Consider the following 13,478-nt stretch of genomic DNA (forward strand, 5'->3'; position numbering starts at 1 on the left):
CGTCACATATGAATCAGGCGTTACCGAAGAAACTATGGGACCGGTTTGGACTGGTCTCGATACTGGATACGATCAATGGTTTATCCGCATAACCTGAACCGCCGTATACGGAACCGTACGTACGGTGGTGTGAGAGGACGGCGGATGTAAATCCGCCTCCTACTCGATGTGCGCCAAAATCCCATACCCACCGCAGTCTCCTGTGGGAGCGAGCTTGCTCGCGATAGCGGTGGGTCAGCTTGCATCGATGCTGAATGTACGGCCGTCATCGCGAGCAGGCTCGCTCCCACAGTTTTACTTCGGCTGGCAACACCCCGACGCCAGTTCCTTGAGGATCGGGCAATCCGGGCGGTGGTCGCCGTGGCAGTGTTCCACCAGATCCTGGAGGGTGTCGCGAAGCTCGGCCAGTTCGCGGATTTTCTGGTTCAGTTCTTCGATGTGCTGGCGGGCCAGGGCCTTGACGTCGGCGCTGGCGCGTTGGCGGTCTTGCCAGAGGGTCAGCAGTTTGCCGACCTCTTCCAGGGAAAACCCCAAGTCGCGGGAGCGCTTGATAAAGGCCAGGGTGTGCAGGTCATCGGCGCCATAGATCCGGTAGCCGCTGTCGGTACGATGGGCGGCCTTGAGCAGGCCGATGGATTCGTAATAGCGGATCATCTTCGCGCTCAGGCCACTCTGGCGGGCCGCTTGGCCGATGTTCATCGCTTGTCCTCCAACTGCTTGGGTGTCCAGAACTTCAACAGTAACGCATTGCTCACCACGCTGACGCTCGACAGCGCCATGGTCGCGCCGGCCAGCACCGGGTTGAGAAAACCGAACGCCGCCAGGGGGATGCCGATCAAGTTATAGACGAACGCCCAGAACAGGTTCTGGCGGATCTTGGCGTAGGTCTTGCGGCTGATGTCCAGCGCCGCCGGCACCAGTCGCGGATCGCCGCGCATGAGGGTGATGCCCGCGGCATGCATCGCCACGTCGGTGCCGCCGCCCATGGCAATGCCGATGTCGGCGGCGGCCAGGGCGGGGGCGTCGTTGATGCCGTCGCCCACCATCGCCACCACCGAATGGCGCTTCAACTGTTGGACGATGGCGGATTTATCCGCTGGCAGTACCTCGGCATGGACATTGGAGATCCCCAGCGCCTGGGCCACCACCCGGGCGCTGCCTTGGTTGTCGCCGGTGAGCAAGTGGCTGGCGATGTGTTGCTCATTCAAGGCCTGTACCGCGGCGAGGGCGCCGGGCTTGAGGGTGTCACCGAAGGCGAACAGGCCCAGCACCCGAGGCGTCGCGCCTTGTTCGATCAGCCAGGACAACGTGCGGCCTTCGGTCTCCCAGGCTTGTGCCGACTCGGCCAGCGAGCCGGGCTCCAGGCCCAGTTCGTCCAGCAGGCGCCGATTGCCCAGGGCCAGGCGGCGCCCGTCGAGGCTGCCGGCGATACCGCGTCCAGCCAGGGACTGGCTGTCGCTGACATCCGCCACCTCCAGGCCGCGCTCGGCGCAGGTGTCCAACACGGCTTTGGCGAGAGGGTGCTCACTGCCGCGTTGCAGGGCGCCGGCCATTGTCAGCAGCGCGTCTTCATCACCCTCCAGAGCCGTCAAGTGGGCGATGCGCGGCGTGCCGGAGGTCAGGGTGCCGGTCTTGTCGAACACTACGGTGTCGACTTCATGGGCGCGCTCCAGGGCCTCGGCATCCTTGATCAGAATCCCGTGGCGCGCGGCCACGCCAGTGCCGGCCATGATCGCCGTGGGCGTCGCCAGGCCCAAGGCGCAGGGGCAAGCGATCACCAGCACGGCGACGGCGTTGATCAGCGCGGTTTCCAACGGCGCACCGTACAGCCACCAACCAATCAGCGTCGCCAGGGCCAACACCAGCACCACCGGTACGAAGACCTGGCTGACTTTATCCACCAGTTTCTGAATCGGGGCCTTGGCGGCCTGGGCATCTTCTACCAGGCGGATGATGCGCGCCAGGACGGTTTCGGTACCCAGGGCCAGCGTGCGTACCAGCAGCCGGCCTTCGCCGTTGATGGCGCCGCCGGTGACTTTGTCGCCGGGCTGCTTGGGCACCGGCAGGCTTTCGCCGCTGATCAGCGCTTCGTCGGCGTGGCTCTGGCCTTCCAGTACTTCGCCGTCCACCGGGAAGCGTTCGCCGGGCTTGACCAGCACCAGGTCATGCAAGCGCAGGGCGCTGATGGCGACGTCCCGTTCCTGGCCATCGATCACCTGGATCGCCCGTTCCGGGCGCAAGGCCTCGAGGGCGCGGATGGCGCTGGCGGTTTGCCGCTTGGCGCGGCTTTCCAGGTATTTGCCGAGCAGTACCAGGGCAATCACTACGGCCGAGGCTTCGAAATACAGGTGCGGCATACCGCCAGGGCGGGCGATCACCCATTCATAAAGGCTCAAGCCGTAGCCGGCGCTGGTGCCCAGGGCCACCAGCAGGTCCATGTTCCCGGCACCGGCACGCACGGCCTTGAAGGCGGCGACGTAGAAACGCGCACCGAAGATGAATTGCACCGGCGTCGCCAGGGCGAACTGCACCCAGGCCGGCAGCATCCAGTGCACGCCGAACGGCTGCAGCAGCATCGGCAACACCAGCGGCACGGACAGCAGGATCGCCAGCACCAATATCAGGCGTTCACGGTTCAGACGGTCGGCCTGCGTGTCAGTGGGCTGTTCGGCCTGCCAGACAGTGGCGTCGTAGCCGGCGCGCTTGACCGCATCGATCAGGGTTTGCGGATCCACCTGACCGAGCAGTTCGAGGTGGGCCCGCTCATTGGCAAGGTTGACGCTGACCCTGTTCACACCGTCGACCTTGCCCAGGGCGCGTTCGACCCGGCCGACACAGGAGGCGCAGGTCATCCCTTCAATGTTCAGCTCCAGGGTTTGCACGGGGACGCTATAGCCGGCCTGTTCGAGGGCCTGCATCAAGGCCGGCAGGCTGCCTTCGGGGGCCTGCACACGCGCCAGTTCAGTCGCCAGGTTCACACTGACAGCGCGGGTGCCGGTGACTTTGCTCAAGGCCCGCTCGACCCGCCCGGCGCAGCTGGCGCAGGTCATGCCGGCAATCGGTAGATCGAACGTGGTGGATTCGGACATCGGTCAGGCTCCCTGTAGTGAATGACTACAGGATCAACCTTGCCATGTTGGCAAGGTCAAGCGCCAATCCAAAATTGTGGGAGCAAGGCTTGCCCGCGATGAAAGCACCGCAGTCTTTGAGTGACCGCGGCGCCTGGATCGCGAGCAAGCTTTGCTCCCACAAAGCTTGCCCACCGGTGCAGGTGGTGTGTCAGTAACCGAGCCCAGCCTGCTTGAGGTACATGCCTTGTTCATTCATGGCGATGCGGAACTTCAGAATGTCACCGGCCCTGAGCGTGATGTTCTGCGACCCTGGCGCGAGCATGCCCGGGTTGCACCCCGGCGCCTGTCCCGGGAGCAATTTCAGGCGCAAGGAAAACTGGCCCGGTGGCAGGTTGAACGAGGTGCTTTGCTCCTGGAACAGCCTGGCCGAGAGCTGATCCTGGATGTAGATGCCGATTTCGCAACTGGTCGCCACTTCCAGGCGCTCGCGAGAAACGATCAACACGCCGTAGTCTTCACCGGCGGCCGATGCCTGGGGCGCCACCGCTGAAAAACCGAGCATGCAAAACAGGCTGAACGCTGACCAGCGCATGGCTGAACCTCCGGGGTTAAATCCTTGATGTGTGCAGCTTGGCTGAGCGCGTTGCCGATTGCCAGCCCGGCAGTTTTCGTCAGAACTTGACCTTGCCATGATGGCAAGCTTGAGACTGCTGGCAACCTCAATCCCAAGGAGTCATCTCATGCAAACTTTCAATGTTCAGGGCATGTCCTGCGGTCACTGCGTCAAGGCCATCACCCAGGCAGTCCAGGCCAAGGACCCGGCGGCGGACGTGCAAGTCGACCTGGGTGCCAAGACTGTCCAGGTCCAGAGTTCGTTGCCGGCCGATGCCGTGCTCGCGGCCATCAAGGAGGAGGGCTATGAGGCCAGCCTTGCTTGAAGTTTTTTAATCGTTAGCGACCTACCGGAATGTTCAAGAGCGTCCGGCACGGCTAGACTGTCGGGCTGTCGACCGACGCCTGAGCTGGACGCCCGATGAACCTCCGTACCATTCTGATTCTTGGCGCCTTGAGCGCTTTCGGTCCCTTGGCGATCGACTTCTACCTGCCTGCCTTCCCGGCGATGGCCACGGCCTTCGGTACCGATGAAAAACACATCCAGCTGACCCTGGCGGCCTATTTCCTCGGCCTGTCCATCGGGCAACTGGCCTATGGGCCGGTGGCGGATCGCTTCGGACGGCGCATTCCGCTGCTGACCGGCGTCGGCCTGTTCACCCTGGCCTCCCTGGCCTGCGCCTATGCGCCGAACCTCGAATGGCTGATCGGCGCCCGCTTCGTCCAGGCCCTGGGTGGATGCGCCGGGATGGTGATCTCGCGGGCGGTGGTCAGCGACAAATGCGACGCGGTGGGTTCGGCCAAGGTGTTTTCACAGTTGATGCTGGTGATGGGCCTGGCGCCGATTCTCGCGCCGATGCTGGGCGGGTTGCTGGTGAACCTGCATGGCTGGCAATCGATCTTCATTGCCCTGACCTTGTTCAGCGCATTGGCGTCGACGGCGGTGGCCTTGTGGCTGCCGGAAAGCTTGCCGGACCATGTGCCTCGGCAACCGTTGTCGGGGGCGTTGCGCCAATATGGCCGGTTATTGACCGACGCTGTCTTCCTCGGCCATGCGCTGACGGGGGGTATCGCTATCGCTGGGATGTTTGCCTACATCGCCGGCTCGCCTTTCGTCTTCATCAAGCTCTACGGGGTACCGGCCGAACACTTCGGTTGGCTGTTCGGCACCAACGCGGCGGGCTTCATCCTGGTTGCCCAGGTCAACGCCCGGCTGCTGTCCAAGCGCGGACCGGCGTTCCTGCTGAGCCGCGCGGTATGGGTCTACCTGGTTGCGGGGCTGAGCCTGCTGGCCGTCAGTTCATTGCAACCTGCGCAGTTGTGGCCGCTGCTTGTCCCGCTGTTTATCTGCATCTCCAGCCTGGGGTGCATCCTTCCCAACGCCTCGGCTTGCGCCATGAATGGGCAGGGCGCCCGGGCCGGCAGTGCTTCGGCGATGCTGGGATGCCTGCAGTTTTCCGTGGCCGCCGGGGCAGCCTCGTTGGTGGCGGCGCTGCATGACGGCACCGCCGTGCCAATGGCGCTGGTCATCAGCCTTTGCGGGCTGTTGGTGGTGAGCGCAGCGATGCTGACCCGTCGCCTGCAAAATGCCCGGGCGCTGGCCCAGGCCAGTCGCGAAGGCTGACTCAGCCGGCCGCGCGCTGCTGTTGTTCGGGGAAATGATGGGGCGCGAGGATTCGCGCTTGCAGGGTGCTGGCGAAGGCCTGGGCTTCGGCCTCGGTACGGAAGGTGACGACGTGCTGGTCAAGGCGCACTTGCCATTGGGTTTTTGCCACTTCTTTTATCAGGATCTTCATTGCTGACCTCCTCACGAAAAGATTGCGTTGCAAAGGCCTCGAGTGTAGACCCGAATGCGATCGCAATTGTGACAAGGATCAATTCTCGGACTGACGGCATGGGTTTTTGTGGGAGCAAAGCTTGCTCGCGATAAATGGCGACTCGGTTTCATAGAGAACCGCGGTGCCTCCATCGCGAGCAAGCTTTGCTCCCACAGGTGCTAGGCCCTCATCGTGGGTCAGAAACCCTCGAGCACAATCTTGCCCTTGGACTTGCCGCTTTCCAGCAAGGCATGCGCCCGGCGCAGGTTCTCGGCGTTGATGGTGCCGAAATGCTCGCCAACCGTGGTCTTCAGTGTGCCAGCGTCGATCAGGGCGGCCACACGGTTGAGCAGTTTGTGTTGTTCAAGCATGTCGGCCGTCTCGAACAGGGAGCGGGTGTACATGAATTCCCAATGCAACGACAGGCTCTTGCGCTTGAGCTTGGTCACGTCCAGCGCCTTGGGATCGTCGATCAGCGCCAGTTTGCCCTGGGGCGCGAGGGCTTCGACCAACTGGTCCAGATGCTGGTCGGTCTGGGTCAGGCTGGCGACGTGAGTCACCTGGGGCTGGCCCGCTTCTTTCAACACTTCGCTCAATGGCTGGCTGTGGTCGATCACCAGGTCGGCCCCCAGGCCGCGCACCCAATCCTGGGTCTGCACACGGGACGCGGTGCCAATCACCTTCAGCCCGGTGAGTTGGCTGGCCAGTTGCGTCAGGATCGAACCCACGCCGCCCGCAGCGCCGACGATCAACAGGCTCTGACCCAGGTCGCTTTGGCCTTCCTGGATTTGCAGGCGCTCGAACAACAACTCCCAGGCGGTAATGGCCGTCAGCGGCAGCGCCGCCGCTTCGGCGAAACCGAGGGTCTTGGGCATGTGGCCGACGATGCGCTCATCCACCACGTGCAGCTCGCTGTTGCCACCGGCCCGGGCGATGGAGCCGGCATAGAACACCTGGTCCCCGGCCTTGAACAGCGTGACCTCGCTGCCCACCGCCTTGACCACGCCGGCCACGTCCCAGCCCAGCACCTTGGCTGCGCCGCCTTCGGGCTGGACGTTCTGGCGGACCTTGGTGTCCACCGGGTTGACCGAAATAGCCTTGACCTCCACCAGCAGGTCCCTGGGACCGGCGACCGGTTCCGGCAGCTCGATGTCCTGGAGCGATTGCGGGTCGGTAATGGGCAACGAGTGGTAGTAGGCGATGGCTTTCATGAAGCGGCTCCGTGAGATGAGTTCGATAAAGGCCATGTTTAGCTATTTATCGTCGAGATAAAACCGGCTAAAAGAACAGGCTCTTTCAATAATTTTTTGATAATGGAGTCGTCATGCTTCGCTTCGATGACTTGCAGTTGTTTGTCCGGGCGGCGGACCTGGGCAGTCTCTCGGCTGCGGCCAGGGTCATGGACCTGTCGGCGGCGGTGGCCAGTGCCGCGTTGAAACGGATCGAGCTGCACCTGGGTGCGCGGCTGTTGGCCCGTTCCACCCGTAGCTTGCGCCTGACAGCCGAAGGGGAGGGCTTCCTCGAATATGCCCGGGCTGCATTGAGCAGCCTTGACGAAGGCCGGCGGTTGTTGACCTGCGGCCAGGATCAGGTCAGTGGGGTGTTGCAGTTGTCCGCACCGTCGGACCTGGGACGCAACCTGCTGCTGCCCTGGCTGGATGCGTTCCAGCGCGAGCACCCCGGACTGACGGTGCGGCTGTTGCTGGGCGATCGCATGGCCGATCTGTTCAAGCAGCCGGTGGACATCGCCTTGCGTTATGGCGAGCAGGAAGATTCGAGCCTGGTCGCCCTGCCCATCGCTGCGGATAACCGCCGGGTGTTGTGCGCGTCGCCGGACTATCTGGCTCGCCAGGGTGAACCCCATCAGTTGGAACAATTGGCCCAGCACAACTGCCTGTTGTACATGCTTGGCAGCCGGGTCCATGACCGATGGGGTTTTCATGACGGTAAACGGGAAGTGAGCCTGACCGTCAGTGGCGACCGCTTCAGTGACGACGCCGATGTGGTGCGGCGCTGGGCGGTGGCGGGTGCCGGGATTGCCTACAAATCGTGGCTGGATGTGTCCACCGACGTGCTGGCCGGGCGCTTGAAAATCCTCTTGCCGCATCTGCAATGCGAACGCGCGCCCCTCAATCTGCTGTGTGCCCACCGGGCGCAATTGAGCAAGCCCATCAATCTTTTGCGGGACATGCTCCAGGCCCGCTGCGGTGAGTTGACGGCTCGTTTTCCAGTCTCGACGGGGGCCGGCCATTAGTCGCGGACAAATAGAGAATTTTCCCTCAGGAACAATCGCCTCCAAAGGTTTCCGGAGGACAGGAAAGCTCGACCGCCCCGCTTATACTAGCGGCCGCCTGCGCCAGAGCAGTAGACGAATGATTCAACAGGGAGTGAATACATGGAACATGCACCTTGCATCAGCCAGATCGCCACGCTGCTGGCTGACCCCAAGCGCAGCGCAATGATGTGGGCCTTGATGGACGGTACGGCCCGCCAGGCCGAGGAGTTGGCGTTGCTCGCCGGGTTGTCGCCGTCCTCGGCCAACGCGCATCTGGGACGCCTGTCCGCCGGAGGCCTGTTGAAAGTCGAAGCCCGGGGCCGCAAGCGGTTTTTCCGCCTGGCAGCACCTGAAATCGGTGCTGCCGTCGAAGCGCTGGCCAGCGCGACGCTGGTCAGTACGCCGCACCAGATCCCGGACATCTTCAAGCGCCGAGTCATGCCGACCAAAGCGCCGTCGGCTCCCGCGTCGTTGATGCGGGCCAGGCTTTGCGACGATCACCTGGGGGGCACCCTGGCGGCGGACCTGTACCAGCGCCTGCTGGATGCCGGGTGGATCGAGCAGTGCGAGCAACGGGTGATCGTCACCCACAAAGGCGCCAATCAGCTGGCCGAACGTGGCCTGTTCATCCAGGCCCTGGCCCATCGCAACGCCCGCATTGCCTGTGCCTGCCCGGACTGGAGCGAGCGGCGTCCACACCTGGGAGGCGCGCTGGGGGCGGCCCTGCTGCAACTGTTCATGCAGTCGGGTTGGCTGAGCTTGCCCAACGATTCGCGAGCCCTGCAGGTGACGACGCTCGGCCAGCAGGAAATCCACCGGTTCGCCCGGCAGGACGCGGTGGAGATGGCAATCTAGGGAACGCTCCTGATGCGTCGCTCAGGGCTGTCGGCAGGTCGTATTCAGCAATAGCCACCTGCGAGGTTCGCGCACACTCGATCCGGGGAATTATTGGATTGGGGGAGGCAGCATGGACACTCACGGCTACAGCGCGGCGGAACGCCTGGAACGGTTACCCATCAGCGGTTACCACCGGCTCATCTTCATCATCATCGCCCTGGCGTTTTTCTTCGACTCCATGGACCTGGCGATGATGACGTTCCTGTTGGGGTCGATCAAAGCCGAGTTCGGCCTGAGCACCGCCCAGGCCGGTTTGCTCGCCAGCTCCAGCTTCTTCGGCATGGTGGTGGGGGCGTCGCTGTCGGGCATGCTGGCCGATCGTTTCGGGCGCAAACCGGTGTTCCAGTGGAGCATCGTGCTGTGGGGCATTGCCAGTTACTTGTGCTCCACGGCCCAGGACATCGAGACCTTGACGCTGTTTCGCATCCTGCTGGGCATCGGTATGGGCATGGAATTTCCGATTGCCCAGTCGATGCTTTCGGAGCTGATCCCGGCCAAGCGTCGGGGCCGCTACATCGCCTTGATGGACGGCTTCTGGCCGCTGGGTTTCGTGGCGGCGGGGGTGCTGTCGTATTTCCTGCTGCCGGTGATCGGCTGGCGCGACATCTTTTTGGTGCTGGCGGTGCCGGCGGTGTTTGTCCTGGCGATTCGTTTCTTCATTCCCGAGTCGCCGCGCTGGCTGGAACAGGCCGGCCGGGGTGATGAAGCGGACGCGGTGCTCAAGCGAATCGAAGACAAGGTCCGGACCTCGCTGGGGCGTCGCGACCTGCCGGAGCCGATCCGTTTGCCAAGGGTTGAGAGCACGCCGGGCAGTTTCTTTTCCGCCTTGGCGCAGATCTGGTCACCGTTGTATCGCCAGCGCACGGTGATGATCTGGAGCGTCTGGTTCTTTGCCTTGCTCGGTTTCTACGGCCTGACTTCCTGGCTCAGTGCGTTGTTGCAGCAGTCGGGGTTCGCGGTGACCCAGTCGGTGTATTACACCGTGCTGATTTCCCTGGGCGGGATTCCCGGCTTCTTGATGGCGGCCTGGCTGGTGGAGCGCTGGGGGCGTAAACCGGTGTGCGTCATCACGCTGCTGGGTGGCGGGGCGATGGCGTTTCTGTATGGGCAGAGCGCGGTGTTTGGCGGCAACGTTGGCCTGTTGATCGGCACCGGCTTGCTGATGCAGTTTTTCCTGTTCGGCATGTGGGCGGTGCTCTACACCTACACGCCAGAGCTGTACCCCACCTCGGCCCGGGCCACCGGCTCGGGGTTTGCTTCGGCGGTGGGACGCGTCGGTTCGTTGCTCGGCCCGCTGGTGACCGGGCTGGTATTCCCCATCACCGGTCAGGGTGGCGTGTTCGCCCTGGGCGCGTTGTGCTTCGCCGTGGCGGCGGGGGTGGTCTGGTTGTTCGGGATGGAGACGCGGGGCAAGACGTTGGAGGAGTTGAGCGAGGCGATAGTCGCCGATTAACACCACCCTCCTTGTGGGAGCGAGCCTGCTCGCGGTAGCGGTCCGACATTCAACATCTATGTTGACTGACACTCCGCTATCGCGAGCAGGCTCGCTCACAGGGATTTCGGTGACGCTTAAGGTTTTACCAGCCGTGCATCCAGGCTGTTCTGCGCCAGGCGCTTGGCCTGGTCCTGGGTCATGCCCAGGTGGGTATACAGCGCGTGGAAGTTCTCGGTGACGTAGCCGCCGAAGTACGCCGGGTCATCGGAGTTCACCGTCACTTTCACACCGCGCTCGAGCATGTCGAGGATGTTGTGCTGGGACATGTCGTCAAACACGCACAGCTTGGTGTTGGACAGCGGGCACACGGTCAACGGAATCTGCTCGTCGATGATCCGCTGCATCAGCCGCTCGTCTTCGATGGCTCGCACACCGTGGTCGATGCGCTGGATCTTCAGCAGGTCCAGGGCTTCCCAGATGTACTCGGGCGGGCCTTCTTCGCCGGCGTGGGCGACGGTCAGGAAGCCTTCGTTGCGCGCACGGTCGAATACGCGCTGGAACTTGCTCGGTGGATGGCCCATTTCCGAACTGTCCAGGCCCACGGCCACGAAGGCCTCGCGGAACGGCAGCGCCTGGTCGAGGGTTTTCTCGGCTTGTTCTTCGCTCAGGTGGCGCAGGAAACTCAGGATCAGGCCGCTGGTGATGCCCAGTTGCTGCTCACCGTCCTTGAGGGCGGCGGCGATGCCGTTGAGTACCACTTCGAACGGGATGCCACGGTCGGTGTGGGTCTGCGGGTCGAAGAACGGTTCGGTATGGATCACGTTCTGCGCCTTGCAACGCAACAGGTAGGCCCACGTCAGGTCGTAGAAATCCTGGGAGGTGCGCAGCACATCGGCGCCCTGGTAATACAGGTCGAGGAATTCCTGCAGGTTGTTGAAGGCATAGGCCTTGCGCAGGGTGTCGACGTCGTTCCACGGCAGGGCGATCTTGTTGCGTTCGGCCAGGGCGAACAGCAGCTCGGGCTCCAGCGAGCCTTCCAGGTGCAGGTGCAGTTCAGCCTTGGGCAGGGCGTTCAGCCAGTCGTACATGGTCTTTTCTCATCAGCGAATCGATGGCGGGCATTCTACAGGCGCTGGCCGCCCTGTCGGGTAAAACCTGACCGGCTGATCCACTACACGGCGAGCGGTTCACGCCGGTAAGCATAGGTGTCGGCGAAGCGCGACAGCAGGAATTCGGCGCAGGTCGTCGTTGGATACTTTGGCGGGTGGACGTCATCCTGGCAACCGGGTAGGCATTGGATCAGCGTGTCGGGGTGCGGCTCGGCAAAGAACGGCGTCGAGTACCGGTCCACTCCCGGCGGGCTGATCACCCGATGCGGCGTGGACAGGTAACGGTCGTTGCTCCAGCGCGCCATCATGTCACCGAGGTTGACCACGAAAGTGCCGTCGATGGGCGGCGCGTCGATCCACTGGCCGTCGACGTTGCGCACTTGCAGGCCGCCGGCGGCGTCCTGGTAGAGAAGGGTGATGCAACCATAATCGGTATGGGCGCCAGCACCTTGCTGCTCGGCGCTACTGGCGGTGTCGCGGGGCGGGTAGTGGATCAGGCGCAGTACGCTGACCGGTTCGTTGAAGCGCGTGTCGAAAAAGTCTCGCTCGATACCCAAGGCCAGGGTCATGGCCCGCAGCAGGGTTTGCGCAAGCGCTTGCATGTCGCGGTAATGCTGCTCCATCAAGCTTTCCCAACCAATCAGGTCGGGGTGGCGGTTGGGGCCACGCAGGGGTTTTTCCGTCAGCACGTCGGGGTGTTCGGCCGGCAGGTGCAGGCCCATGTCGAAGGTTTCCTTCAGGTCGCTGGGCTTGGTCGGGTCCAGTTGTTCGGTGGCGACGGCGCCATAGCCACGGTGGTGGCGGGTCTGGGTGATGTCGATCTTGAGTTTTTCTTCGACGGGCAGGGCGAAGAAGCGTTGGGCGCTGTCCAGCACCTCGGTGATGCGCGCCGGGCTGATGGGATGGCCCTTGATGTAGAAAAAGCCCCATTGACGGCAGGCGCGGTCGATCTGCTCGGCGACGGTTTGCCAGGCGTCGGGTTCATCGCCGTAGAGCGGGCTGATGTCGATGATGGGAAGGCTGTTCATACTGCTTTCCTGACTTGAAATAGGCACCCCATGTGGGAGCGAGCAAGCTCGCTCCCACATGGGTTTTGGGTTGGTTTTTGGGCTGAGGGCTATTTCGGAATCTCAGCCTTCATGCCTTCCACGTAATAATTCATCGACGCCAGTTCCGCGTTGGTGGCGCTCACGCCCGCCGGGATTTTCTCGACGCCGGCCTGGTCCTTGATCGGGCCGGTGAACGGATGGAAGGCGCCGCTCTCGATGTCAGCGATGATCTGCTCGGCTTCGCCCTTGACCGCTGCCGGCACCAGGTCGCTGATCGGCAGTTTCACCGTGCCTTCCTTCAGGCCGCCCCAGTAGTCCTGGGATTTCCAGTTGTGGTCGAGCACGCTTTGGGTCGCCTGGATGTAATGCGGGCCCCAGTCATTGACGATGGAGGTCAGCACCGCCTTGGGACCGAAGTGAGCCATGTCCGAAGCGTAGCCCACCGCATAGACGCCGCGTCGCTCGGCAGCCTGGATCGGCGCCGGGCTGTCGGTGTGCTGGAACACCACGTCCACGCCCTGGTCGATCAGCGCGTTGGCGGCGTCGGCTTCCTTGCCCGGGTCGAACCAGGAGTTGACCCACACCACTTTGATCTCGGTACCGGGGTTGTACTTGTTCAGGGCCAGTTGGATGGCGTTGATGTCGCGGATGACTTCCGGGATCGGGAAGGAAGCGACATAGCCGATCTTCTTGGTCTTGGTCATCTTGGCCGCGAGGAAACCGCCTACGTAGCGGCCCTCGTAGGTGCGAGCCAGGTACGTGCCCAGGTTCTTGTCCTGCTTGTAGCCGGTGGCATGTTCGAAGATTACCTTGGGAAATTGCTTGGCGACTTTCAGCGTCGGGTTCATGTAGCCGAAGGAGGTGGTGAAGATCAGGTCGTACTTGTCCTTGGCCATGTTGCGGATCACCCGCTCGGCGTCGGCCCCTTCCGGCACGTTTTCCACGTAGTTGGTGGTGATCTGCTCGCCGAATTTCGCCGCCAGCTCCTTGCGCCCTTGTTCATGCTGATAGGTCCAGCCGTGGTCGCCGATCGGGCCGATGTAGACGAAGCCGACCTTCAGCGGGTCGGCGGCACTGGCATTCAGGCCGGCGCCGAGGCCGACGGCGGCGACGACGGCGCAAAGCAACTTCTTCAAGGGGCGTTTGTGCATGAACTCGAACTCCATTTTGTTGTGAGGTTGGCTGTGCAGCACCAATGCAAAATGCTGACCAA

The 13,478-nt window shown here is 63.0% G+C and carries 13 protein-coding genes and 1 pseudogene; 6 read left to right on the forward strand and 8 right to left on the reverse strand.

All coding sequences use genetic code 11. From position 1 onward, the window contains the following. Nucleotides 1–92, forward strand: a pseudogene (locus ASC85_RS33275) (group II intron maturase-specific domain-containing protein); the annotation flags it as partial. A 202-nt stretch (nt 93–294) separates the two neighbouring features. On the opposite strand, the gene cueR reads toward ASC85_RS33275, so the two are convergent. The 3 genes from cueR to ASC85_RS23985 all read right to left on the reverse strand — a co-directional run bounded on the left by cueR (nt 295) and on the right by ASC85_RS23985 (nt 3,663). After that, nucleotides 295–699 (reverse strand): Cu(I)-responsive transcriptional regulator, encoded by a 405-nt coding sequence (gene cueR, locus ASC85_RS23975; RefSeq protein ID WP_003197466.1) that lies wholly within the window; start codon nt 697–699, stop codon nt 295–297. After that, nucleotides 696–3,089, reverse strand: a complete 2,394-nt coding sequence (locus ASC85_RS23980; protein WP_057451662.1) for a heavy metal translocating P-type ATPase — start codon at nt 3,087–3,089, stop codon at nt 696–698. The genes cueR and ASC85_RS23980 overlap by 4 nt, the downstream gene beginning before the upstream one ends. Nucleotides 3,090–3,279: 190 nt before the next feature. Continuing rightward, nucleotides 3,280–3,663 (reverse strand): hypothetical protein, encoded by a 384-nt coding sequence (locus ASC85_RS23985; RefSeq protein ID WP_057451663.1) that lies wholly within the window; start codon nt 3,661–3,663, stop codon nt 3,280–3,282. A gap of 148 nt (nt 3,664–3,811) precedes the next feature. On the opposite strand from ASC85_RS23985, the gene ASC85_RS23990 reads away from it, so the two are divergent. Beyond that, nucleotides 3,812–4,009, forward strand: coding sequence for a heavy-metal-associated domain-containing protein (locus ASC85_RS23990; protein WP_057451664.1), 198 nt, complete (start codon nt 3,812–3,814; stop codon nt 4,007–4,009). Between the two features lie 95 nt (nt 4,010–4,104). Then, nucleotides 4,105–5,307 carry a multidrug effflux MFS transporter gene (locus ASC85_RS23995; RefSeq protein ID WP_057451665.1) on the forward strand — a complete coding sequence of 401 codons (1,203 nt, stop codon included), beginning with the start codon at nt 4,105–4,107 and terminating at the stop codon, nt 5,305–5,307. Between the two features lies 1 nt (nt 5,308). On the opposite strand, the gene ASC85_RS32670 is transcribed toward ASC85_RS23995, so the two are convergent. Both ASC85_RS32670 and ASC85_RS24000 read right to left on the reverse strand, forming a co-directional pair. Beyond that, nucleotides 5,309–5,479, reverse strand: coding sequence for a hypothetical protein (locus tag ASC85_RS32670; RefSeq protein WP_164488497.1), 171 nt, complete (start codon nt 5,477–5,479; stop codon nt 5,309–5,311). 218 nt (nt 5,480–5,697) lie between these two features. After that, nucleotides 5,698–6,711 (reverse strand): zinc-binding alcohol dehydrogenase family protein, encoded by a 1,014-nt coding sequence (locus ASC85_RS24000; protein ID WP_057451666.1) that lies wholly within the window; start codon nt 6,709–6,711, stop codon nt 5,698–5,700. Between the two features lie 113 nt (nt 6,712–6,824). Between ASC85_RS24000 and ASC85_RS24005 the strand changes: the two genes are divergently transcribed. The 3 genes from ASC85_RS24005 (at nt 6,825) to ASC85_RS24015 (ending at nt 10,125) form a co-directional block, all read left to right on the forward strand. Then, on the forward strand, nt 6,825–7,754 hold the full coding sequence (locus tag ASC85_RS24005) for a LysR family transcriptional regulator (RefSeq protein WP_057451667.1): 930 nt from the start codon (nt 6,825–6,827) through the stop codon (nt 7,752–7,754). A gap of 141 nt (nt 7,755–7,895) precedes the next feature. Then, complete coding sequence (locus tag ASC85_RS24010) at nt 7,896–8,630, forward strand: ArsR/SmtB family transcription factor (RefSeq protein WP_057451668.1); 735 nt, start codon at nt 7,896–7,898, stop codon at nt 8,628–8,630. A gap of 112 nt (nt 8,631–8,742) precedes the next feature. Next, a complete protein-coding gene (locus tag ASC85_RS24015) occupies nt 8,743–10,125 on the forward strand; it encodes an MFS transporter (RefSeq protein WP_057451669.1) in 1,383 nt (460 codons plus the stop codon). 116 nt (nt 10,126–10,241) lie between these two features. Here the strand turns inward: ASC85_RS24015 and ASC85_RS24020 are convergent, their stop codons facing one another. From ASC85_RS24020 to ASC85_RS24030, 3 genes are all read right to left on the reverse strand, one after another. Beyond that, nucleotides 10,242–11,195: an adenosine deaminase gene (locus ASC85_RS24020; RefSeq protein WP_057451670.1), complete on the reverse strand. Its 954-nt coding sequence runs from the start codon at nt 11,193–11,195 to the stop codon at nt 10,242–10,244. Nucleotides 11,196–11,278: 83 nt separating this feature from the next. Continuing rightward, a complete protein-coding gene (locus ASC85_RS24025; protein WP_057451671.1) occupies nt 11,279–12,244 on the reverse strand; it encodes a 2-oxoglutarate and iron-dependent oxygenase domain-containing protein in 966 nt (321 codons plus the stop codon). Between the two features lie 89 nt (nt 12,245–12,333). Further along, the gene (locus tag ASC85_RS24030; RefSeq protein ID WP_057451672.1) at nt 12,334–13,416 is read right to left on the reverse strand and encodes a BMP family ABC transporter substrate-binding protein; all 1,083 of its coding nucleotides are present in this window, start codon (nt 13,414–13,416) and stop codon (nt 12,334–12,336) included. Nucleotides 13,417–13,478: the final 62 nt, after the last annotated feature.

The organism is Pseudomonas sp. Root401 (assembly GCF_001425105.1).
Lineage (GTDB): Bacteria > Pseudomonadota > Gammaproteobacteria > Pseudomonadales > Pseudomonadaceae > Aquipseudomonas > Aquipseudomonas brassicacearum.

Bases quoted from the DNA above. Each gene is read 5' to 3' on its own strand.
- ASC85_RS24025 (WP_057451671.1), bottom strand. From the start codon at position 12,244: ATGAACAGCCTTCCCATCATCGACATCAGCCCGCTCTACGGCGATGAA.
- ASC85_RS32670 (WP_164488497.1), bottom strand. From the start codon at position 5,479: ATGAAGATCCTGATAAAAGAAGTGGCAAAAACCCAATGGCAAGTGCGC.
- ASC85_RS24030 (WP_057451672.1), bottom strand. From the start codon at position 13,416: ATGCACAAACGCCCCTTGAAGAAGTTGCTTTGCGCCGTCGTCGCCGCC.
- ASC85_RS24005 (WP_057451667.1), top strand. From the start codon at position 6,825: ATGCTTCGCTTCGATGACTTGCAGTTGTTTGTCCGGGCGGCGGACCTG.
- ASC85_RS23985 (WP_057451663.1), bottom strand. From the start codon at position 3,663: ATGCGCTGGTCAGCGTTCAGCCTGTTTTGCATGCTCGGTTTTTCAGCG.
- ASC85_RS24015 (WP_057451669.1), top strand. From the start codon at position 8,743: ATGGACACTCACGGCTACAGCGCGGCGGAACGCCTGGAACGGTTACCC.
- ASC85_RS24010 (WP_057451668.1), top strand. From the start codon at position 7,896: ATGGAACATGCACCTTGCATCAGCCAGATCGCCACGCTGCTGGCTGAC.
- ASC85_RS24000 (WP_057451666.1), bottom strand. From the start codon at position 6,711: ATGAAAGCCATCGCCTACTACCACTCGTTGCCCATTACCGACCCGCAA.
- ASC85_RS23995 (WP_057451665.1), top strand. From the start codon at position 4,105: ATGAACCTCCGTACCATTCTGATTCTTGGCGCCTTGAGCGCTTTCGGT.
- ASC85_RS23980 (WP_057451662.1), bottom strand. From the start codon at position 3,089: ATGTCCGAATCCACCACGTTCGATCTACCGATTGCCGGCATGACCTGC.
- ASC85_RS23990 (WP_057451664.1), top strand. From the start codon at position 3,812: ATGCAAACTTTCAATGTTCAGGGCATGTCCTGCGGTCACTGCGTCAAG.
- cueR (WP_003197466.1), bottom strand. From the start codon at position 699: ATGAACATCGGCCAAGCGGCCCGCCAGAGTGGCCTGAGCGCGAAGATG.
- ASC85_RS24020 (WP_057451670.1), bottom strand. From the start codon at position 11,195: ATGTACGACTGGCTGAACGCCCTGCCCAAGGCTGAACTGCACCTGCAC.